This window comes from Streptomyces sp. NPDC000880 (genome assembly GCF_053599675.1).
Genome location: NZ_JBSFMS010000042.1, coordinates 21,194 through 41,318, shown reverse-complemented (window position 1 = coordinate 41,318; position 20,125 = coordinate 21,194). Strand labels below are relative to the sequence as shown.

General features: G+C 70.6%; 18 protein-coding genes and 2 pseudogenes. 9 read left to right on the top strand and 11 right to left on the bottom strand.

Annotated features, from left to right (window positions below; genetic code table 11):
• The first annotated feature begins 51 nt into the window (after positions 1–51).
• The 4 genes and pseudogenes from ACWDO5_RS16470 to ACWDO5_RS16455 all read left to right on the top strand — a co-directional run.
• Positions 52–399 carry a DUF1330 domain-containing protein gene (locus ACWDO5_RS16470; RefSeq protein WP_450530982.1) on the top strand — a complete coding sequence of 116 codons (348 nt, stop codon included), beginning with the start codon at positions 52–54 and terminating at the stop codon, positions 397–399.
• 249 nt (positions 400–648) lie between these two features.
• Positions 649–1,173 (top strand): GNAT family N-acetyltransferase, encoded by a 525-nt coding sequence (locus ACWDO5_RS16465; RefSeq protein WP_450530970.1) that lies wholly within the window; start codon positions 649–651, stop codon positions 1,171–1,173.
• A gap of 170 nt (positions 1,174–1,343) precedes the next feature.
• Positions 1,344–1,571, top strand: a pseudogene (locus tag ACWDO5_RS16460) (ADP-ribosylglycohydrolase family protein); the annotation flags it as partial.
• A gap of 85 nt (positions 1,572–1,656) precedes the next feature.
• A pseudogene (locus ACWDO5_RS16455) lies at positions 1,657–1,984 on the top strand (ADP-ribosylglycohydrolase family protein); the annotation flags it as partial.
• A gap of 288 nt (positions 1,985–2,272) precedes the next feature.
• Here the strand turns inward: ACWDO5_RS16455 and ACWDO5_RS16450 are convergent.
• On the bottom strand, positions 2,273–2,905 hold the full coding sequence (locus tag ACWDO5_RS16450; protein WP_450530969.1) for a TetR/AcrR family transcriptional regulator: 633 nt from the start codon (positions 2,903–2,905) through the stop codon (positions 2,273–2,275).
• Positions 2,906–3,065: 160 nt separating this feature from the next.
• Here ACWDO5_RS16450 and ACWDO5_RS16445 point away from each other — a divergent pair, with 160 nt between their 5' ends.
• The 5 genes from ACWDO5_RS16445 to ACWDO5_RS16425 all read left to right on the top strand — a co-directional run bounded on the left by ACWDO5_RS16445 (position 3,066) and on the right by ACWDO5_RS16425 (position 10,584).
• Entirely contained in the window at positions 3,066–3,899 is an 834-nt protein-coding gene (locus tag ACWDO5_RS16445; RefSeq protein ID WP_450530968.1) for an urea amidolyase associated protein UAAP1, read from the top strand.
• Entirely contained in the window at positions 3,896–4,489 is a 594-nt protein-coding gene (locus ACWDO5_RS16440) for an urea amidolyase associated protein UAAP2 (protein ID WP_450530967.1), read from the top strand. The genes ACWDO5_RS16445 and ACWDO5_RS16440 overlap by 4 nt, the downstream gene beginning before the upstream one ends.
• Positions 4,486–7,983 carry a 5-oxoprolinase/urea amidolyase family protein gene (locus ACWDO5_RS16435; RefSeq protein ID WP_450530966.1) on the top strand — a complete coding sequence of 1,166 codons (3,498 nt, stop codon included), beginning with the start codon at positions 4,486–4,488 and terminating at the stop codon, positions 7,981–7,983. Before ACWDO5_RS16440 ends, ACWDO5_RS16435 begins: the two co-directional genes overlap by 4 nt.
• A gap of 403 nt (positions 7,984–8,386) precedes the next feature.
• Positions 8,387–10,057, top strand: a complete 1,671-nt coding sequence (locus tag ACWDO5_RS16430; RefSeq protein ID WP_450530965.1) for an allophanate hydrolase — start codon at positions 8,387–8,389, stop codon at positions 10,055–10,057.
• 131 nt (positions 10,058–10,188) lie between these two features.
• Entirely contained in the window at positions 10,189–10,584 is a 396-nt protein-coding gene (locus tag ACWDO5_RS16425) for a nuclear transport factor 2 family protein (RefSeq protein ID WP_450530964.1), read from the top strand.
• A 92-nt stretch (positions 10,585–10,676) separates the two neighbouring features.
• Here the strand turns inward: ACWDO5_RS16425 and ACWDO5_RS16420 are convergent, their stop codons facing one another.
• From ACWDO5_RS16420 to ACWDO5_RS16375, 10 genes are all read right to left on the bottom strand, one after another.
• Positions 10,677–13,505: a DEAD/DEAH box helicase gene (locus ACWDO5_RS16420; RefSeq protein ID WP_450530981.1), complete on the bottom strand. Its 2,829-nt coding sequence runs from the start codon at positions 13,503–13,505 to the stop codon at positions 10,677–10,679.
• 72 nt (positions 13,506–13,577) lie between these two features.
• Positions 13,578–14,492 carry a diacylglycerol kinase gene (locus tag ACWDO5_RS16415; protein ID WP_450530963.1) on the bottom strand — a complete coding sequence of 305 codons (915 nt, stop codon included), beginning with the start codon at positions 14,490–14,492 and terminating at the stop codon, positions 13,578–13,580.
• Between the two features lie 42 nt (positions 14,493–14,534).
• Positions 14,535–15,434, bottom strand: coding sequence for a twin-arginine translocase subunit TatC (gene tatC / locus ACWDO5_RS16410; protein ID WP_450530980.1), 900 nt, complete (start codon positions 15,432–15,434; stop codon positions 14,535–14,537).
• A gap of 101 nt (positions 15,435–15,535) precedes the next feature.
• Entirely contained in the window at positions 15,536–15,829 is a 294-nt protein-coding gene (gene tatA, locus ACWDO5_RS16405; RefSeq protein WP_450530962.1) for a Sec-independent protein translocase subunit TatA, read from the bottom strand.
• 214 nt (positions 15,830–16,043) lie between these two features.
• Entirely contained in the window at positions 16,044–16,241 is a 198-nt protein-coding gene (locus ACWDO5_RS16400; RefSeq protein WP_450530961.1) for a hypothetical protein, read from the bottom strand.
• Between the two features lie 9 nt (positions 16,242–16,250).
• Positions 16,251–16,514, bottom strand: a complete 264-nt coding sequence (locus ACWDO5_RS16395; protein ID WP_450530960.1) for a hypothetical protein — start codon at positions 16,512–16,514, stop codon at positions 16,251–16,253.
• A gap of 15 nt (positions 16,515–16,529) precedes the next feature.
• Positions 16,530–17,486: a helix-turn-helix transcriptional regulator gene (locus tag ACWDO5_RS16390; protein ID WP_450530959.1), complete on the bottom strand. Its 957-nt coding sequence runs from the start codon at positions 17,484–17,486 to the stop codon at positions 16,530–16,532.
• 17 nt (positions 17,487–17,503) lie between these two features.
• The gene (locus tag ACWDO5_RS16385) at positions 17,504–18,460 is read right to left on the bottom strand and encodes a helix-turn-helix transcriptional regulator (RefSeq protein ID WP_450530958.1); all 957 of its coding nucleotides are present in this window, start codon (positions 18,458–18,460) and stop codon (positions 17,504–17,506) included.
• Between the two features lie 115 nt (positions 18,461–18,575).
• Positions 18,576–18,947 (bottom strand): FKBP-type peptidyl-prolyl cis-trans isomerase, encoded by a 372-nt coding sequence (locus tag ACWDO5_RS16380; protein WP_389193603.1) that lies wholly within the window; start codon positions 18,945–18,947, stop codon positions 18,576–18,578.
• Between the two features lie 58 nt (positions 18,948–19,005).
• Positions 19,006–19,977: an FKBP-type peptidyl-prolyl cis-trans isomerase gene (locus ACWDO5_RS16375; RefSeq protein WP_450530957.1), complete on the bottom strand. Its 972-nt coding sequence runs from the start codon at positions 19,975–19,977 to the stop codon at positions 19,006–19,008.
• Positions 19,978–20,125 lie beyond the last annotated feature (148 nt).

The window sequence follows — 20,125 nt, the reverse complement described above, 5'->3', positions numbered from 1 at the left end:
CCGCATGCCATGATCGTCGACGTACGGAGCCTGACCGACCGGAAGGACGCCATGCCTGCCTACGCCATAGCTCACCTGCGGGAGGCCGCCCCGCACCCGGAGATCGCTGAGTACATCGAGCGCATCCCCGCCACCTTCGAGCCGTACGGTGGCCGTTTCCTCGTTCACGTCACGCAGCACGAGGTGAAGGAGGGCAGCTGGCCCGGGGGCGTCGTGGTGATCGGCTTCCCCGGGATCGCCGAGGCGCGGGCATGGTGGGACTCACCCGCATACCAAGAGATCGCACCGCTGCGCTCGCGGCACATCGAGGGCGACATCATCCTGGTCGGAGGCGTCCCCGAGGACTACGACCCGACTGCCACCGCAAAGGCGATGCGGGAGGCCCTGCCTGCCGAGTAACCCTCGGGTTCGTTGCCGGGCTCAGCAGCGCCCGGCCCTCTGCCAACTCGCGGTAACGCTCGCCCGCGTGCGGCCTTCACGTCCGCGGTGAACTCGCCGTCCGCCACGCACACAGCCGATGCCCCCGCCGGAAGAGGGCGGGATGGGGAGCGAGAGCAGCTCTGGGGAACGAGGTGAGCGCCGACGGGGAATTCCAGAGAGCCTCATCAGCGTGGCTGGTCATAGTGGGGTGGCTGAGATACTCCAGCCATGGTTGAGCGCGTGAGGGTGGGCGGAACGCAGTCAGTGCCTGAGCGGATTGGGTCAGCCCACGGCTCGGGGTGGGTGCTGCGTTCCACGGAGCCAGCGGACGTCGAAGTGATTGCGGAATTGCGGGCGACGGTCATGCGGGCGGACCTTGAGCGTCTGGGCCGTTTCGATGAGCAACGGGTACGACAGCGGCTGCGTGACTCCCTCTCCCCGCAGTACACGTCGATCATCGAGATCGACCGCGAACTTGCTGGGTGTGTCACCGTGCAGCCCGCCCAGGAAGGACAGTGGCTGGAGCACTTCTACCTCGCACCGCACCATCAGGGCCGGGGCCTCGGATCAGCCGTCCTGCGCGCGGTGCTCGCCCGAGTCGACGCTCAGGGTGTGAGCGTCCGCCTGAACGTCCTGCAGGGCAGTGCCGCCCGACGGTTGTACGAACGCCACGGATTCGTGATGGAAACCCAGGACCCGATCGATGTCTATATGGTGCGCCCGCCGGGTGCGGGCACGGGCCTGCACGGCTGACCGGCGGCACACGTGTCTCGGGAGCGCTCCCGGCGGTGTGCGGCTCGCCCTGCACTGGCCTTTCCAGGACAGGAAAGCCGCGTTCTCTCCAGGAATGAAGATGCGTCGGCAAGCACCTGGCGGCTACAACGACAGGCAACTCCGCACAATTCCCTGACGGCGTGGGCGAGATGTGCGAGGGAGGCGGCTGGGACCCCGGCGAGGCCACCGACGATACGCAGATGGCGGTGCTGGTCGGGGAGTCGCTGCTGGAGCGGCGCGGTCTGGATCTGCCGGACATCTTCGGGCGGTTCCAGCGCTGGGCGGCGAGCGATCCGAAGGACATCGGACTCCAGACGGAGGACGTCCTGACGAACGGCGAGCCGTGGGACCTCGCGGCGCCGCTCCACTTGCAGGTGACGGGCCGCGCCGCGGGGAACGGCTCCCTGATGCGGGCGTCCACGCCGGCGGTGGCCTTCGCGGTCGCCGTGGGTCATTGCCACGATGGCGGTCGCCCGCAGGATCGCGGCGCTGACCCACGGCGACCGCGCTGCCTGGGAGGGCACGGCGATCCTGCACGAACTGGTCCGGGTGGCCTTGGACGGCGCGGATCCGCTCGCCGCGGTGGAGTCGACGCCGGCGCAGGTCGACGCGGGCCACCGGGCGAGGTGGGCAAACGGTTCTCGCACCGGACTGGCACCCCGACGACGCGACGGAGTTCAACGGCGCGGTGTGGCCGTGCCTGGGCTCCGCGCTGTGGGCGCTGCGTACGACGGCTTCGTACGAGGATTCCCTCGCGGCGGCGATCGACATGGGCGGCGACACGGACACGGTGGCGGCGGTGACGGGGATGCTGGCCGGGGCCGTGTACGGGGTCGGGGCGATCTCGCCAAGGTGGCTGGAGCCCCTGCATGTGCCGCTGCCGGGGGACGGCGACCGGGTGCTGTGCCTGTCTGAACTGACGTGCCTGGCTGCGGCGCTGGCGTCCTGCGGGACGCCTCCCGCAAACGGAACCCGACGGCCCAGGTGCCCGGAAAAGTTCACGGGCAAGGGGACGCGCACCGGCCCGCGACCCCCAAAACCGGTCACCCCGAGCCCGCACCCCGGACCGCCCCGCCCGTTACCGGACCGCGCCCACGATCCGCAGCGCCGCGTCCGCCGTCGCCCGCGCAAACGCCCCCACAGCCCGATCCGGATCCGACCTGTGGACCAGGATCACGCCCTCGATCAGCCCGAACACCAGGTCCGTGCGGAGCACCCGCTCCCCCTTGTCCAGCTGGCCCCCCGCCCCGGTCGCCCCCAGCAGCTCCCCGTACGCCGCCCTCAGGTCCGTCCGCACCCGGTGGAAGCTCGTGAAGCGTTCGCCCCGGACCTCGGGGAGCAGGTACAGCGCGCCCAGGTTGTGCGTGCCGCCGCACAGCAGCTCCACGTCCGCGCGGCACAGCTCCCACAGGCGTTCCTCCGCCGGGCGCGTGTCGTCCGCGAGCAGCCGGAGTGCGAGCGTCAGGGACGGGGCCACCGTCGACTCGAGGAGCTCAGCGAGCAGGTCCTCCTTGCCGCTGAAGTAGTGGTACATCGTCGCCTGCCGCATACCCGCGCGCTCCGCGACCGCCCGGGTCGTGGTCGCCGCGTACCCGCTCGTGGTGAACAACTCCGCTGCGGCCCGGAGGAGTTCGTCCCGCGCGGTCATCCCGCTGTCCGGCCGTTGCGTCGCGCGCGGCCGGCCGACCCGTCGTCCCATGGTGGCGCTCATGCAGCCGATGGTCGCACACGCCCCGGACACCCCTGCGCCGCGATCACGGTGAGCGTTCCGTAACGGTCCGGCAACGGCCGGGCAATGGCACGGACTCCCCCTCCCTCTAATTTCTGTCACGCGACAGAAACAACCGCCGAGCCGGAGGAGACACACCGCCATGGCGACCGCGACGACGACGACATACGGGGCCCGCGAACACGCCCGCGCCCAGGACGGCGCACGCGCCGAGGCAATGCCCGTGGTGCCGGCCACCGACTGGCCCGATCCGCCCTGCGAGGCCGGGCATCTGGTCTGGGCGGAGACCGTCGCCGGCGGCAACTACACGCACCGCGTCCTCGCCCGCGGCACCGAGTTGCGCCTCACCGACCTGCGCGGGGACGCCTGCGCCCATCTGCTCCTGTACGTCGACGGCCGCCCCTGGGAACGCCTCAACGCCGCCGACACGGTCAAGGTTCAGTGGAACGCCTACCTCCGCGCCGGCGGGCTACTGCTGTCCGACCAGGGGCGAGTACTCGCCACTCTGGTCGCCGACATCGCCGGCCGCCACGACGCGCTGTGCGGCACGTCCACCCTCGTACGGAACACCCAGCGGTACGGGGACGGCACCCCGCAGTCCGCATCCCCCGCGGGCCGCGAGCTCCTCAAGCTCGCCGCGCTCAAGAACGGCCTGGAGCCGCGCGATCTGCCGCCCTCCCTCTCATTCTTCCAGGGCGTGGAGGTACGCGACGACGGCACTCTCGACTTCACCGGCTCGGCCGGCCCCGGCGCCTCCGTCACGCTCCGCGCGGAACAGGACCTGACCGTGCTGATCGCGAACGTCCCGCACCCGCTGGACCCGCGCCCGGAGTACGTCAGCACCCCGCTGGAGGTGCTGGCCTGGCGCGCCGCCCCCACCGCGCCCGGCGACCCGCTCTGGGAGGCCACCCCGGAGGGCCGCCGCGCCTACGCCAACACCGCTGATTTCCTTGCTGCCGCGAGGGGCCAGTCTTGACAGTCGTACCCGCACGCGCCGCCTGGTCCGCCGTCGTTCGCGAAGGCGAGCAGCTGACCATCACCGATCTGCACGGCAACCAGGCCGTGGACTTCCTCGTCTACGACGCCCATGACACCGCTGTCCGCTACAGCGCCGCCGACACGGTCCACGCCCAGAGCAACATCTTCCTCACCACCGGCAGCGTGCTGATGTCGAACGAGCACACCCCGATGATGACCGTCACCGAGGACACCTGCGGCCGCCATGACACGGTCGGCGGCGCCTGCTCCAAGGAGTCCAACACCCTTCGCTACGGCCACCACACCTGGTCGCAGCACGCGTGCGTCGACAACTTCCTCGCGGAGGGCGCGCGTTACGGCCTCGGCAAGCGCGATCTCGTCTCCAACATCAACTGGTACATGAACGTGCCCGTCGAGAAGGACGGCACCCTCGGCATCGTCGACGGCATCTCCGCCCCCGGCCTGCGCGTCACCCTGCGCGCCGAGCGGGACGTCCTGGTCCTCGTCTCCAACTGCCCGCAGATCAACAACCCCTGCAACGGCTTCGAGCCGACCGCCGTGGAGATGACGATCGGGACGACGGCATGACCTTCGACACACTGCTCGTCGCCAACCGCGGAGAGATCGCCGTACGCATCATCCGCACCGCCCGCCGCCTCGGGCTGCGTACGGTCGCGGTCTTCTCCGACCCCGACCGCTCCGCGCCCCATGTCCGGCTTGCCGACGAGGCGGTACGGCTCGGGCCCGCGCCCGCCAAGGAGTCGTACCTCGACGCCGATCTCGTACTCAAGGCCGCGAAGGACACCGGCACGGGCGCCATCCATCCCGGCTACGGCTTCCTCTCCGAGGACGCGGACTTCGCGCGCCGTTGCGAGGCCGCCGGGATCGTCTTCGTCGGGCCGACCGCCGAGCAGTTGGAGCTCTTCGGCGCGAAGCACACCGCACGGGCCGCCGCTGAGGCCGCCGGCGTCCCGCTCGCCCCCGGCACCGGGCTGCTGACCGGGTTCGACGCCGCTCTGGTGGCCGCGGACCGGATCGGCTTTCCCGTCATGCTCAAGGCCACAGGCGGCGGCGGCGGCATCGGCATGCAAGCGGTGTACGACGCCGAGGGCCTGGCCGACGCGTGGGAGCGCGTGCAGCGCGTCGCCGCGGCCTCCTTCTCCTCGGCCGGGGTCTTCCTGGAGCGCCTCGTCGAGCACGCCCGCCATGTCGAGGTGCAGGTCTTCGGCGACGGACAGGGCCGGGTCGTCACCTTCGGCGACCGCGACTGCTCGCTCCAGCGCCGCAACCAGAAGGTGGTCGAGGAGGCCCCGGCGCCGGGCCTGACCGAATCCGTACGCTCGCAACTGACGGCATCCGCACATGAGTTGTGCGTGTCGATCGGCTACCGCTCGGCCGGCACGGTCGAGTTCGTGTATGACGCGGCCCGCGAGGAGGCCTACTTCCTGGAGGTCAACACCCGCCTCCAGGTGGAACACCCGGTGACCGAGGAGATCTACGGCGTCGACCTCGTCGAGTGGATGCTGCGCCTCGCGCAGGGCGAAACGGCTGTCGTACGGGACCCGGGCGCGCCGCGCGGCCATGCCGTGGAGGCCCGGGTCTACGCCGAGGACCCGAGCCGCGACCACCGCCCGAGCGCCGGGCTGCTGACCCGCGTGGCGTTCCCCCCGGACGTACGCGTCGACGCCTGGATCGAGACGGGCACGGAGGTGACGACGGCGTACGATCCGATGCTGGCCAAGGTCGTGGCGCATGGAACCGATCGCGCCGACGCCCTCGCCCGGCTGGACTCCGCGCTGGCGGCGACGCGCGTCGACGGCATCGAGACGAACCTGGGCCTGGTGCGGGCGGCGCTCGCGGACGCGTCCGTACGGGCCGCCGGGCACACCACCGCGACCCTGGCCACGATCGCCGACCCCACGCCACGTATAGAGGTCATGGCCTCGGGCACCCTCACCACCGTCCAGGACTGGCCGGGCCGCACCGGCTACTGGCAGGTCGGCGTCCCGCCGTCCGGGCCGATGGACGACCTTTCCTTCCGTCTCGGGAACCGGACGCTCTGCAACAACGAGGGCGCGCCGGGTCTGGAGTGCACGCTCCAGGGCCCGACGCTGCGCTTCAGCCACGCGACGACGGTCTGCGTGACGGGCGCGCCCGCGCCGGTGACGGTGGACGGCGAACCGGCCGCGCAGTGGGAGGCGTTCACCGTCCCCGCGGGCGCGTCGCTGGCGATCGGCGCGCCCGCCGACCGTGGCTTGCGCACCTATGTCCTCTTCGCGGGCGGTGGCCTGGACGTGCCGGACTTCCTGGGCAGCGCGGCCACGTTCACGCTGGGCCGCTTCGGGGGACACGGCGGCCGCCAGCTGCGTACGGGCGACGTCCTGCACGGCGGCACGGCAACGCTGCCGGGCGCCCCCGTCCCGCACTCCGACCGCCCCTCCTTCAACGATGTCTGGCACATCGCGGCGGCCGAAGGCCCGCACGCCGCGCCGGAGTTCTTCACCGAGGAGGACATCCACGACTTCTACGCCGCCGAGTGGAAGGTCCACTTCAACTCGGCGCGCACCGGGGTACGGCTGATCGGCCCGAAGCCGCGCTGGGCACGCACGGACGGCGGCGAAGCGGGCCTGCACCCCTCCAACATCCACGACACGCCGTACTCGGTCGGCGCGGTCGACTACACCGGCGACATGCCGGTCCTGCTGGGCCCGGACGGCCCGTCGCTCGGCGGCTTCGTCTGCCCTGCGACGATCCTGAAGGCCGAACGCTGGAAGCTGGGCCAGCTGCGCCCGGGCGACACGGTCACCTTCAGGCCGGTGACGGCCGAAGGCGCGCCGCGCCCGGACATCGTCGACGGCGGGATCCTGGGGCGTGGCGAGTCGGTCACGTACCGCCGCAGCGGAGACGACAACGTACTGGTCGAGTACGGCGAGATGCAGCTCGACCTCGCCCTGCGGATGCGGGTCCACGCCCTGGCCGAGGCGGTGGCGGCGCAGCGCCTGCCGGGGGTGGTGGATCTGACCCCGGGCATCCGCTCGCTCCAGATCCACACCGACCCCGACATCCTCCCGCAGCGGACGCTGCTGTCCGTGCTGACCCGCATCGAGTCCAGGCTCCCGCCCACCGATGCGCTTGTTGTGCCTTCTCGCACGGTCCATCTCCCGCTGTCCTGGGACGATCCGGCGACCCGGGAGGCGATCGCCCGCTATATGGCGGGCGTACGGGACGACGCGCCCTGGTGCCCGTGGAACATCGAGTTCATCCGCCGGGTCAACGGCCTCGACTCGGTCGAAGACGTATACCGCACGGTCTTCGACGCGGAGTACCTCGTACTGGGCCTGGGCGACGTCTACTTGGGCGCCCCGGTCGCCACTCCGCTGGATCCGCGCCACCGCCTGGTGACGACGAAGTACAACCCGGCGAGGACCTGGACCGCGGAGAACTCGGTCGGCATCGGCGGCGCGTATCTGTGCGTGTACGGCATGGAGGGGCCGGGCGGCTACCAGTTCGTGGGCCGTACGACCCAGGTATGGTCGCGCTGGCAGGAACGACCCTGGCTGCTGCGTTTCTTCGACCGGATCAAGTGGTACCCGGTGGATGCGGAGGAACTCCTGGAGCTACGGGCGGACATGGCGGCGGGCCGGTTCACGCCCCGTATCGAGGAGGGGACGTTCTCCCTGGCCGACTACCAGCGCTTCCTCGCCGACAACGCACCCTCGATCGCCTCCTTCCGCACCCGCCAGGCACGCGCCTTCGCCGAGGAGCGTGACGCCTGGGAAGCCTCGGGCGAATTCGCCCGAGCGGCCACGTCAACCGCGCCTCCGGCCCCTGTCGCCGAGCTGGACGTCCCTCCTGGGAGCCAGGTGCTCGAGGCCGAATTCGCCGCGTCGGTCTGGCAGTTGAACGCCGAAACGGGAGCGGAGGTCTCGACGGGCCAGCCTCTGCTGACCCTGGAGGCCATGAAGATGGAATCCCGCGTCCACGCCCCGTGGCCGGCCCGCATAGCTCGCTTCCTGGTCACTCCGGGCACCCAGGTGGAGGCGGGCACGCCGCTGCTGATCCTGACGCCGTCGGGGGAATAACGTGCGCCCGCCGGCCGCGCCGGTGCCCGCCTCGTGGCACGAAGCCGCCGCCTGGCGCCTGCCCGCCACGGCAGCACTGCCGCAGGCCGAAGGTTCAGGTGCCCGCTCGCGACGCGGAGTTGCCCCTGCGGCGCGAACCGCCGCCACCCGCGGCAGCGGCCCACCCGGCGGCGCGAAGCTGCCGCGCCCGCGCCCCCCGGGTGGTCTTGGAGCTTGCCCCCTCACGCGGCGGAGCCGCATATCGGATGCAGCCGGGAAGGGGCGGGCCAGGGGAAACTCACCTGGCATCGCGACCGCTACCACCCCGAATTCCCGAACCCGCCACCACCTGCCCCCGCCGGTCTGAGGAGGGCTCGCCCCGCCCGCACACCGCACCGCACCGCACCCCCAAGGAGCCGCCCCCATGCCCACCGCCCCCACCCTCACCCGCGTCCGCGCCGCCTACGACCTCATCGACCGCGCCCACCGCCCCGACCTCTGGATCACCCTCCGCCCGCGCGCCGACGCCGAAGCCGACGCCCGCGACATCGATGAACGACTTGCCGCCGGCGCGCAACTCCCCCTCGCCGGGCGCACCCTCGCCATCAAGGGCAACATCGACGTAGAGGGCCTCCCCACCACCGCCGGCTGCCCTTCGTACGCGTACGACCCACCCGCCGACGCCCCGGTCATCGCCCGGCTCAAGGCCGCCGGCGCCGTCGTGCTCGGCAGCACGAACATGGACCAGTTCGCCACCGGCCTCGTCGGCACCCGCTCGCCCTACGGCGCGGTGCACAGCGCCGCCGACCCCACCCGCGTGGCCGGCGGATCCAGTTCCGGATCCGCCGTGGCCGTCGCCCTCGGCATCGCCGACATCGCCCTCGGCACGGACACGGCGGGCTCCGGCCGCGTCCCCGCCGCGTTCAACGGCATCGTCGGGCTGAAGCCCACCCGCGGCCTCGTCCCGAACGACGGCGTCGTCCCCGCCTGCGCCAGCCTCGACTGCGTCAGCGTGTTCGCCCGTACGCTCCCCGAGGCCGAGCTCGCCCTCGCCGTCATCTCCGCGGGCCCGGCCCGCGAACAAGCGCCCCGCACCCCCGGCCCCTGGCGGATCGCCGTGCCGCCGAGCGCCCAGCTGGGACCGATGGACCCCGGCTGGGGGAAGGCGTACGAAGCCGCGGCCGCGCGCCTCGCCGACGCCGGCGCCCACCTGACACCCCTCGACCTCACGCCCTTCACCGATGCCGCCGCGATGCTCTACGAGGGCGCGTTCGTCGCCGAGCGCTACACCGCCGTAGGCGCGTTCATCGACAAGGCGACAAACGACCTCGACCCCACCGTCAACCCCGTCCTCGACCCCACCGTCGCCACCATCATCCGCCGCGCCCGCGATATCCCCGCTCACCAGCTCTTCGCCGACCAGGCCCGCCTCGCCGCCCTCCGCGAGCAGGCCATGGCCGCCCTCGCCGCCACGGACGCGGACGCGCTCCTGCTGCCCACCGCCCCCGGCCACCCCACCCTCGACGACGTCGCCGCCGACCCGTTCGGCTCCAACGCCCGCCTCGGCCGGTTCACCAACTCCACGAACCTCTTCGACCTGGCCGCGGTCGCAGTCCCGGCCGGCGAGGTGGACGGCCGCCCGTTCGGCGTCATGCTGGTCGGCCCGGCCGGCACGGACGAGCGCCTCGCCCGGATCGCGGCAAACCTCACCCCGACCACCCGCCTCGCCGTCGTCGGCGCCCACCTCACCGGCCAGCCTCTCAACCCCCAACTCCTCGCCCTCGGTGCGACGTTCAAGGACACGACCACTACCGCCCCGGCCTACCGCCTCTTCGCCCTGCGCACCGACCCGCCCAAGCCCGGCCTCGTCCACGTGGGCACGGACAACGGACAGCCGATCGAGGCTGAGATCTGGGAGCTGCCCCCGGAAGGCCTCGGCGCGCTCACCGCCGCCCTCCCCCACCCCATGGCGATCGGCCGGGTTGAGCTCGCCGACGGCACCGCCGTCCCCGGTTTCCTGTGCGAACCCGCCGCCCTCGACGAGGCCGAAGACATCACCGAGTACGGCGGCTGGCGGGCCTTCAGGAACAGTTGATCCTTTCCGCCCGCGGCTGCGACGCGGGACGCGGTCACGTCCGCCGCGTGAACGTCTGCGTGGACAGCCCTCCACACCCGGCGGAGGATGGAGAAAAGGGGCAATCATAGGGACGAAAGGTGTGAATCACTATGGCTGAACACCCGGACTGCGCCCTGGTACGCCGGGGTTACGCAGCGTTCACGTCGGGTGACATGGAGACACTCGGCTCCCTGATGACGAAGGACGTCGTCCATCACGTGCCGGGCAACAACCCGCTTTCCGGCCACCACAAGGGCCTTGATGCCGTTCTCCAGCTGTACCGCAGGCTCGGCGAGGAGACCGACGGCACGATGCAGATCCAGCTCGAAGCGGTGCTGGCCGACGGGCGCGGGCACGCCATGTCACTTCACACAATGCGGGCCGACCGGGGCGACCACGGCATCGAAATCCGCGAGGGGCTCTTCTTCACGATCGTCGGCGGAAAGATCACCGACATCGACGAGTGCACCGAGGACCTCGACGAAGAGGACAGGTTCTGGGGCTGACCTCCCGGAGCCGACCGGACGCCAAGGCCCGGTGCACAGACAATGCACCGGGCCATCGTGCGTATCGCCGCTCAGCCCACGGAGCTTTCCGCTCAGCCCACGGAGCTGTACGCCACCACACCCCGCAGCAGAGCGTCGACCGCCTTGCGGGCGTTCTTCGCTACCGTGCTGCCCTCACGTGGTGCCGCCGCCGCGATCTGCCCAAGCACATCGATCACTTGCTTGCTCCAGCGGACGAAGTCTCCGGCGGGCATCTCCGCCTCGCGCAGCACCTCGTCCAGGCTCCGGTCGGATGCCCACTGGTACGCGGCCCAGGCGAAGCCGAGATCGGGTTCGCGCTGCCCGACGCCCTCCGCCTGGTTGATCTTGAACTCTTCCTCCAGGGCGTCCAGTCGGCCCCATATATGGATCATCTCGCCGAGCGCGGCCTTCGCCTTGCCCGCCGGGACCTTGGGCGCGACCGCGTCGTCCGCCTGCCGCGCCTCGTACACCAACGCCGAGACACACGCGGCCAGTTCGGGCGGGCTGAGCCCCTCCCACACACCGGCGCGCAGGCACTCGCTGGCCAGCAGATCCAGCTCGCCGTAGAGCCGCGCGAGCCGCTTGCCGTGCTCGGTGACCTCGTTGCCGCGCAGATAGTCCAGCTCGGTCAGCAGCGCCACGATCCGGTCGAAGGTACGGGCGATGGTGTTGGTCCGGCCCTCGATGCGCCGCTCCAGCTGCCGGGTGTCGCGCTGCAGCCGGTGGTACCGCTCCGCCCACCGCGCATGATCCTCGCGCTCGTCGCAACCGTGGCAGGGATGCGCGCGCAACTCGGCACGCAGCCTCGCGATCTCGCGGTCGTCGGCGGCGGCGGCCCGCTGCTTTCGGTGCCGCTCGGGCACGATGTGCCCGGCCTTCGTCCGCAGCGCGGATGCCAGATCGCGACGGGACTGCGGCGAGCGCGGGTTGAAGGACTTCGGGATCCGCATCCGCTCCAGCGCCTCGACCGGCACCGGGAAGTCCATCGACGCCAGCCGCTTGACCTGCCGCTCGGCGGTCAGCACGAGCGGCCGGGGTCCGTCGTGGTACTCGAAGCCGCGGTGTCCGTCGGTCCGGCCCGCCGGGACGCCCGGATCGATGACGAGCGCGAGGCCTGCGAACTTGCCGGTCGGGACGTGGATGACATCTCCGGGCTTCAGTTTCTCCAGCGAGGAGGCCGCCGCGGCCCGCCGCTGGGCCGCGCCCTGCTTGGCCAGTTCCGTCTCGCGGTCCTTGAGTTCGCGGCGCAGCCGCGCGTACTCCTCGAAGTCGCCCAAGTGGCAGGTCATGCCCTCGCGGTAGCCCTCGAGTCCCTCTTCGTTCTTCTGCACCTGGCGGGAGATGCCGACGACCGACTTGTCCGCCTGGAACTGCGCGAACGACGTCTCGAGCAACTCGCGCGAGCGGTGCCGCCCGAACTGCTGCACAAGGTTGACCGCCATGTTGTACGAGGGCCTGAAGCTGGAGCGCAAAGGGTAGGTGCGGGTGCCCGCGAGCCCCGCGAGCGCGGCCGGGTCCATGGCCCGCTGCCACAGCACCACCGCGTGGCCCTCCACGTCGATGCCGCGCCGCCCTGCCCGGCCGGTGAGTTGGGTGTACTCGCCGGGGGTGATGTCGGCATGCTGCTCGCCGTTCCACTTGACGAGCTTCTCCAACACCACAGAGCGGGCCGGCATGTTGATGCCGAGCGCCAGCGTCTCGGTGGCGAAGACGGCCTTCACCAGACCGCGTACGAAGAGCTCTTCGACGACTTCCTTGAAGGTCGGCAGCATGCCCGCGTGGTGCGCGGCGATGCCGCGCTCAAGGCCTTCCAACCACTCGTAATAGCCCAGGACATGCAGGTCCTCGGTGGGGATGGCGGCGGTCCGCTCCTCGACGATCTCGCGCACCTTGAGCCGCGCGTTCTCGTTGTTCAGCCGCAGTCCCGCGTACATGCACTGCTGTACGGCGGCCTCGCAGCCCGCCCGGCTGAAGATGAAGGTGATCGCGGGCAACAGCCCTTCGGCGTCGAGCCGCTCGATGACCTCGGGCCGCCCGGGTGTCCAGATCCGGCCGCGCTGGCGCCGCTCCCGCTCACGGTCCGCCTCACGCACCATCTTGCCGCGGCGGCGGTCGCGGGGGTTGTACGTGCGCTGGTTCTCCATCCGCGCCAGGCGCACGAGGTCGGGGTTGACCTCGCGCCGGCCCGAACCGCGGCCGCCGTGGTCGGTCTCCTCCTCGAAGAGGTCGTACATCCGGCGGCCGGCCATGACGTGCTGCCACAGCGGGACGGGCCGCTCCTCGGAGACGATCACCTCGGTGTCGCCGCGGACGGTGTCCAGCCAGTCGCCGAACTCCTCGGCGTTGGAAACAGTCGCCGACAGTGACACCAGGGTCACCGACTCGGGGAGGTGAATGATCACTTCCTCCCACACGGCGCCGCGGAAGCGGTCGGAGAGGTAGTGCACCTCGTCCATCACCACATAGCCGAGGCCGAGCAGCGACTGCGAGCCCGCATAGAGCATGTTGCGCAGCACCTCGGTGGTCATCACGACCACGGGTGCTTCGGAGTTGACGCTGTTGTCGCCGGTGAGCAGGCCGACCTTGTCCGCGCCATAGCGCCTGACGAGGTCGGCGTACTTCTGGTTGGACAGAGCCTTGATGGGCGTGGTGTAGAAGCATTTGCGGCCCTGCTGAAGGGCCAGATGGACGGCGAATTCGCCGACGATGGTCTTGCCCGAGCCGGTGGGCGCGGCGACGAGCACGCCCTTGCCCGCCTCCAGGGCCTGACAGGCCTCGATCTGGAAGGGGTCCAGGTCGAATTCGTACATCTCGCGGAAGGGGGCCAGCGCAGTGGCCTCCTCAGCAGCGCGGATGCGGGCGGCGGCATAGCGCTCAGCGGGTGAGAGGTCCTCGGTCATCTTGCTCACGAGCCTACCCGCCACCTCTGACAGTGAGTGCGATCTTTAATTGACCGGGGCAATCACGGGCGATCACCCGGCAATCGCTGGGTTACGTACCGGAGCGAGCACCCGCACGGCGCCCGGAACGCACTCCGCGGTCAGCGGCAGCGCTCCCATCGGCTCGCCGTCGGCGTACCCGGTGACTTCCTCCGCCTGGAGCGTGATCGCGCGGACTCGGTGGGTGGTCACCTTGGGGTGGCTGAGGTGCGTCCCCTTGTAGACCTTCGGAAAGACCTTGAGCAGGGTCGTACGCGTACAGTCCCCGACCACGGTCACGTCGAACAGCCCGTCGTCCATGCGCGCACCGGGGCAGATCCGCATGCCTCCGCCGTAGGAGGAGCCGTTGCCGACGGCGACGAGGGTGGCCTCGATCTCGCGCACCTCCCCGTCGTCGAGGGTGATGCGGTACGGGATGGGCTTGAAGGCCGCCAGCTCGGCGACCATCGCCACGTCGTACTTGAAGCGCCCACTGGGCCACCGCATCCGGTTCCCGCGGTCGTTGACCCGCGAGTCGAACCCGGAGGCGAGGATGGTCCCGAACCACTTCTGCCCCACGCGCCCGAGGTCCACCTCGCGGATCTGCTCGCCCTTGAGCGCCTCGGCAACGATCCGCCCGGCAGCGGCCGGCTCCCGCACGGGCAGCCCGAGCGCGCGGGCGAAGTCATTGCCGGTCCCGGCGGCGATGACACCGAGCGGCGTCCGGGTCCCGGCGACGGCTTGCAGGGCGAGCGCCATCATCCCGTCCCCACCGACAGCTATGAGAGCCCCAGTCCCTCCGCCGACGGCTTCGCGCGCCCTCCGCAGGGCGTCCGTACCGTCCTCGCCGAGGACGGTACGGACGGAGAATCCGGCCTCGCGCAGAACACGAGCGGCCGGCTGCGCGGCATGAGCGCCCCGGCCGCGTCCCGCGGTGGGATTGACGAAAAGGGTGATCTCGCTGGTCACTGGGGCCCCCTGGACGGAGTCTGGGGGCAGGACCATACAAGATCAGGTGACGTCGTCGTAACCGTTGAGCCGGTGGGAACGTCCGTCGGCCTCACCGCTCGCCTGCTCGGGCAGCGCCCGGGAGGCTGATACGGCGTCGATCTCGCCGACGGCCTCGGGATCGAGGTCGAGGTCGGACGCCTCGTCGTCGTCGAGTTCGGCGTCGGGGTCGTTGCGGCGTCGCCGCCGGTCGTTGAGCAGCGAGACGCCCACCGCGATGAAGTACAGCACGATGATCGGTCCCGCCAGCGCGATCATGCCCAGGGGATCGGTGGACGGGGTGGCGATCGCCCCGAAGACGAAGATGCCCATGACGACACCGCGCCACCAGCCGGCCATCCGGCGTCCGGTCACGACGCCTGCCACATTCAGCATGATCAGCAGCAGTGGCAGCTCGAAGGAGAACCCGAAGATCAGCACCATGCGGACGGCGAAGTCCAGGATCTTGTCGACCTCGAGGAAGTTCGCGGCGGTGTCCGGGGTAATGCTCAGCAGCACACTCATGCTCACCGGCATGATCACGAACGCGAGATAGGCACCCGCCGCGAAGAGCGGAACGGCCGCTGCGGCGAAGAAGTAGGTGTACTTCTTCTCGTTCCTGTGCAGGCCCGGAGCCACAAAGGCCCAGAGCTGGTACAGCCAGACCGGGCAGGCCGCGATGACGCCCGCCATCATGACGACCTTCACCGTGGTGGTGAAGGGCGACAACAGGTCGGTGTACACGATCGTGGCGCACTTGCCACCAGTCTGGAGCTGCCCCGGTTCACAGGCGTGGACCGGCGAGGCCAGGATCCGCATCAGTTCCTGGCTGTAGAACGCGGCCACGACGGACGCGATCGTGACCGCCAGCATCGCCTTCGCAAGCCGGTTGCGCAGCTCACGCAGGTGGTCCGCGAGCGGCATCCGGCCTTCGGGGTCCTTCTCCTGCTTCTGTTTCGAGCGGGCAGGCTTGAGCAACCCACGTCCTCATCTCGTGCGGCAGGCCGTGATCGGCGGCCTTGGGGTCAGCGCTTGGGGGTGGTGTCGGTCGGCTCGCTCACGGGGCGAGCGCTCGTCACATCGCCGGGCGACGCCTGAATCGTACGAGGTGCGGCCTGAGCCTGGGCCGGGTCCTGCGGGGGGTCGGCCGGAGTGGCGGCCGGCTGGCCCTCGGACTTCATCGCCTTCGCTTCGCTCTTCAGGATCCGGGCGGACTTGCCCAGCGAACGGGCCATCTCGGGAAGCTTCTTGGCCCCGAAGAGCAAGACGACGACGAGAAGGATAAGACTGATCTCGAGGGGACCGATCTGTCGGAACATAGCTGGTGTCTACCTTCTCACCGAGGCGGCATGGGGCTGAGCTACTGATCACGGTGGACTGGTGTCCGAACCGCGATCAGCTGCGATCGTAACTCTCACGGGTAAACGCAAGGCAATCCCTGTGCATACTCCCGTTGCGGCCAGCGCCTCATTGCCTGTTGCCGCCATCTGTCAGACTACCGCCCGAGTCGCCCGCGCATCAGGGTGCACCCGCCTATCGCAATGCCTCGCCCGTACGCGCCAGATCGGTCGCCGCGTCCTCCAGATCCTCCGCCGCACGGTTGATCCGCTCAGTCGTATGGGCCACCTCACGGCCCAGGCGCTGGGCCTCGATGAAGACCCGGATGCCGAGGATGCCGAGCACGGCGATCCCGAGGAAGCCGAGGGCGATGGCGAGCATGGGCCAGAGCATGGGCAGAGCCTAGACGTCTCGGAGGGAGGAGTGGAGGCGCAGCGTCCGCACGCCGCCGCCGGTGAGGAGTTCGACGATGCGCTCCCCCGCCGGCTTGCGGACCGCGGACCCGCACTCCGGGCAGGTAAAGGAGTAGAACGTGGTCCGCGAGCTCGCGCCGATCGCCAGCCGCAGGGCGCCCGCCGAAAGCTCGAAGCGGGCGCGGCACTCGGGGCAGGCGGCCTTGAAGAGGACCGGCGCAATGGGGGCCGCGATTCCTGACAGCACAGACATATGGCGCGAGCCTTCCTAATCCTGACCGTCGTAGGCCGCGAGCGCCTCGCGGGCCGCCAGCCGGGCGCTGTCCGCCAGGTCCTGCGGCGAGACGATCCGCCCGTCCTGGCCCAGCCGCAACGCCAGTCGGCGCAGCGAGGCGGGCTCAGGCGTACGCAAAGTGATGCGCAGACCGCCGTCCGGCAGCTCGTCCGCGCTGTCGTGCGGGTAGTACTCGGCGACCCAGCGCCCCCCGGGGCCGACCTCGACCACGACCTCGGGATCGTCCGCGGACGGCTGCACAAGCCCCTCCGACAGATCGCGCAGCTCCAGCTCGGGCGGGGCCGCGTGCGCGTCCAGCAGCCTGATCTCCGCCACCCGGTCGAGGCGGAAGGTCCTGCGCGCCTCGGAGAGACGGCACCAGGCCTCCATATACGTATGTCCCACGGCGAAGAGCCGGATCGGGTCGACCTCCCGCTCGGTGAGCTCGTCGCGCGCGGGCGAGTAGTACTTCAGCCACAGGCGCCGCCGCTCCGAGATCGCCCGGTCGACGTCGGCGAAGACGCCGCCCTCGGACTCGAAGGTCACCGACAGCCGGGAGCTCGCACCCGCCGCCTCGCCCGCCGCGGCCTCCAGCTTGGCGGTGGCCCGCAGCAGCGCATCCCGGTCGCCCTCGCGCAGCCCCGGCAGCGTGGCCACCGCGCGCGCGGCGACCAGCAGCGCGGTCGCCTCGTCGGCAGCGAGCCGCAGCGGCTCGGCGACATCGTCGGGGTTGTGCCACCAGATGCGCTCACCGTCGGTGTCGATGTCGAGCAGATCGCCGCCGCGGAAGCTCGTCCCGCACATCGGCAGTACGTCGAGGTCGGCGATCAGCTCGTCCTCGGTGATCCCGAAGGCGCGGGCGACGTCGCCGACGCGCGCGCCGGGACGCTCCCGCAGATAGGTCACCAGCGAGAGCATCCGCCGGGTCTGGTCAATGGCATTGGCGGCCATGGATGTACGAGTCCCCCTCAGCCCTTGGCCACGGCGCGCAGCCGGTCCACCACATCGGCCCGCAGATCCGCGGGCTCCAGTACGACGACGTCCGGGCCGAACTCCACGAGCCAGGCGTCCAGCCCGTGTCCGTACGGAATCTCCAACTCGTCCCAGCCCTCGCCCAGTTCCTGTATCGACTGCGCCCTGGACCGCAGCGGATAGCCGCAGCCGGTGCGCAGCCGGATCCGCGCGGAGCGGGTCGCGGTCTCCCCGGCCCAGCTCTCGACGGTCTCCCGGACGGTGACGACGTCGGGCACGGGCGCGGTGAAGGAGCCGGCGCGCGAGCGGACGCGGCCGGTGATGCGGGACAGCCGGAAGACCCGCTCGGCACCGCGGTCCCGGTCCCAGCCCGCCAGATACCAGTGGCCGCGCCAGCACTCGAGCGTCCATGGCTCGACATGGCGCGACTCGGGGCGCGCGGCGTTCGCCTTGCGGTAGTCGAAGATGACCGGGCGGCGGTCGCGGCAGGCGAGCATCAAAGGCTCGAAGGCGGCCTCATGGACGGGGATGCGGGGTTCGAGTGCACTGTGGTGCGCCTCGTAGGAATCCTCGGCCTCGGGCATACCGGCCGCGCGCAGCTTCTGCAGGGCGCCGGTGGCGGCTCCGGCGAGCCGCGCCTGCTGCCAGACCTTGGCGGCGAGGCCGAGCGCGGCGGCCTCCTCGGCATCGAGCGTGATGGCGGGCAGCCGGTTGGAGTCGCGGCGGGCGAGATAGCCGGTGTCGCCGTCGAGGTTCTCCACCGTCTCGATGACCAGGCCGAGTTCGCGCAGATCATCCTTGTCGCGCTCGAACATCCGGTTGAAGGAGTCGTCGGAACCGGCCTCGAGGTAGGCCTCGATGGATCCGCGCAGTTCGCGCTTGCTGAGCGGGCGGCGGGTCCCCAGCAGGCACAGCGCCAGATTCATCAGCCGCTCGGCCTTGGCAATGGCCATCGACGCCCTTCCTCACAGTGCTTCCGATCGTTGACCGTACCGCTCCGGAGCGTCGGGGCAAAAGCCGAGGGCCCATGCCACAAGGCATGGGCCCTCGTTCACTGTCCGTACGTGGTCAGACGGCGACCAGGTCACAGACGAAGATCAGCGTCTCACCGGGAGCGATACGGCCACCGGCGCCGCGGTCGCCGTACGCGAGGTGCGCGGGGATGGTCAGCTGGCGACGGCCGCCGACCTTCATGCCCTGCACGCCCTGGTCCCAGCCGGAGATGACCTGGCCGACGCCGAGCTGGAACTGCAGGGGAGTGCCGCGGTTCCAGGACGCGTCGAACTCCTCGCCGGTGGAGAAGGCCACACCGACGTAGTGGACGGAGACGGTGTCGCCCGCCTTGGCCACCGGGCCGTCACCCTCCCAGATGTCCTTGATCTCCAGGTCGGCCGGCGGCTCGCCACCCGGGAAGTCGATCTCGGGCTTCTCGATGCTCACTGAACTGCTCCTCTAGATGATGAATGGGGCAACCGGGACAGTCTCACAGATCAAGCGGTCAGACGGCGCCGACGATGTCGACGACGAAGACCAGCGTGTTCTTGGCGAGCTCGTGGGACGGGTCCGCGCCGTAGGCGAGCGAGGGCGGGATCACCAGCAGGACCCGGTCGCCGACATTCTTGCCGACCAGGCCCTTGTCCCAGCCCGGCACCACGGATCCGGTGCCCAGCTGGAAGCCGATGGCGCCACCGTGGTCCCAGGAGGAGTCGAACTTCTTGCCGTCCTCCCACTTGACCCCGGTGTACTGGCCGATCAGGCCCTGACCGGCCTCGATCTTCGGGCCGGATCCCTTGATCAGCACCTGCTCCTTCATCTCGGCCGGGGATTTGGCGCCCTTGGGGATCGTGATGGTGGCCGCCTTCCCGGACTCGGCCTTCACCGTGGGCATGCCCGCCGCGGGCGCCGCCTGCGCGCCCTTGACCTCGGCGTTGGGGGCGACCGTCGCCACCGCGGCCAGGTCGACGACCCAGACCAAGGTGTCCTTCGCGGTGAGGCCCGACTGGGGGTTCAGACCCTGGCCGATCAGATCACCCGCGGTGCCCTGGATCAGGACCCGGCTGCCCGCCTTCTGACCGGAGAGGGAGTCGAGGACCTTCGGGGGCAGCTGCTGGCTCTGCTGGCCCACACGCTCCACGGGCTGGCGGTGCGGCTGCTTGTCGCCGCCCTGTGCCGCCCAGGTGCCGCCGAGGTCGGCCGGGTCGTCCCACTTCCGCACGGAGTAGTCCAGACGGACGAAGTCGCCCTTCTTGGCCTCCGTTCCGCTGCCCTCGGAGACGGTCTTGACGACGGTCTTGTCAGTGGGTTTTGCATCCTTGGGCACGGAGATCTCGGGCTTGTCCCCGAACTTCCCCTTGACCTCGGCCACACCTGCCACCGGCTTGTTCGATGAGTCCGACCCACACGCGCCGGTGAACAGCAGGGCGGGCACGGCCAGCAGGGAGGCGATACGTCGCTTGGTGTTGTAGTTCATCAGTCCAACTGGGAGTCGAGGCCATGGGCAATGGCCGCCACTCTACGGCGTGCCGTCCGCTCAGCCATCGACCGTTCGCATCACAGGACGGTCCGGTTCAGGCCCCGGGCCGGGCGTGAACCGGACCAGGGTTCAGGATGGGCCCGCC

Excerpts from the sequence above, each read along its gene's own strand:
- ACWDO5_RS16470 (WP_450530982.1), top strand. The coding sequence starts at position 52 with ATGCCTGCCTACGCCATAGCTCACCTGCGGGAGGCCGCCCCGCACCCG.
- ACWDO5_RS16465 (WP_450530970.1), top strand. The coding sequence starts at position 649 with ATGGTTGAGCGCGTGAGGGTGGGCGGAACGCAGTCAGTGCCTGAGCGG.
- ACWDO5_RS16450 (WP_450530969.1), bottom strand. The coding sequence starts at position 2,905 with ATGAGCGCCACCATGGGACGACGGGTCGGCCGGCCGCGCGCGACGCAA.
- ACWDO5_RS16445 (WP_450530968.1), top strand. The coding sequence starts at position 3,066 with ATGGCGACCGCGACGACGACGACATACGGGGCCCGCGAACACGCCCGC.
- ACWDO5_RS16435 (WP_450530966.1), top strand. The coding sequence starts at position 4,486 with ATGACCTTCGACACACTGCTCGTCGCCAACCGCGGAGAGATCGCCGTA.
- ACWDO5_RS16430 (WP_450530965.1), top strand. The coding sequence starts at position 8,387 with ATGCCCACCGCCCCCACCCTCACCCGCGTCCGCGCCGCCTACGACCTC.
- ACWDO5_RS16425 (WP_450530964.1), top strand. The coding sequence starts at position 10,189 with ATGGCTGAACACCCGGACTGCGCCCTGGTACGCCGGGGTTACGCAGCG.
- ACWDO5_RS16420 (WP_450530981.1), bottom strand. The coding sequence starts at position 13,505 with ATGACCGAGGACCTCTCACCCGCTGAGCGCTATGCCGCCGCCCGCATC.
- tatC (WP_450530980.1), bottom strand. The coding sequence starts at position 15,434 with ATGCCGCTCGCGGACCACCTGCGTGAGCTGCGCAACCGGCTTGCGAAG.
- tatA (WP_450530962.1), bottom strand. The coding sequence starts at position 15,829 with ATGTTCCGACAGATCGGTCCCCTCGAGATCAGTCTTATCCTTCTCGTC.
- ACWDO5_RS16400 (WP_450530961.1), bottom strand. The coding sequence starts at position 16,241 with ATGCTCTGGCCCATGCTCGCCATCGCCCTCGGCTTCCTCGGGATCGCC.
- ACWDO5_RS16395 (WP_450530960.1), bottom strand. The coding sequence starts at position 16,514 with ATGTCTGTGCTGTCAGGAATCGCGGCCCCCATTGCGCCGGTCCTCTTC.
- ACWDO5_RS16390 (WP_450530959.1), bottom strand. The coding sequence starts at position 17,486 with ATGGCCGCCAATGCCATTGACCAGACCCGGCGGATGCTCTCGCTGGTG.
- ACWDO5_RS16385 (WP_450530958.1), bottom strand. The coding sequence starts at position 18,460 with ATGGCCATTGCCAAGGCCGAGCGGCTGATGAATCTGGCGCTGTGCCTG.
- ACWDO5_RS16375 (WP_450530957.1), bottom strand. The coding sequence starts at position 19,977 with ATGAACTACAACACCAAGCGACGTATCGCCTCCCTGCTGGCCGTGCCC.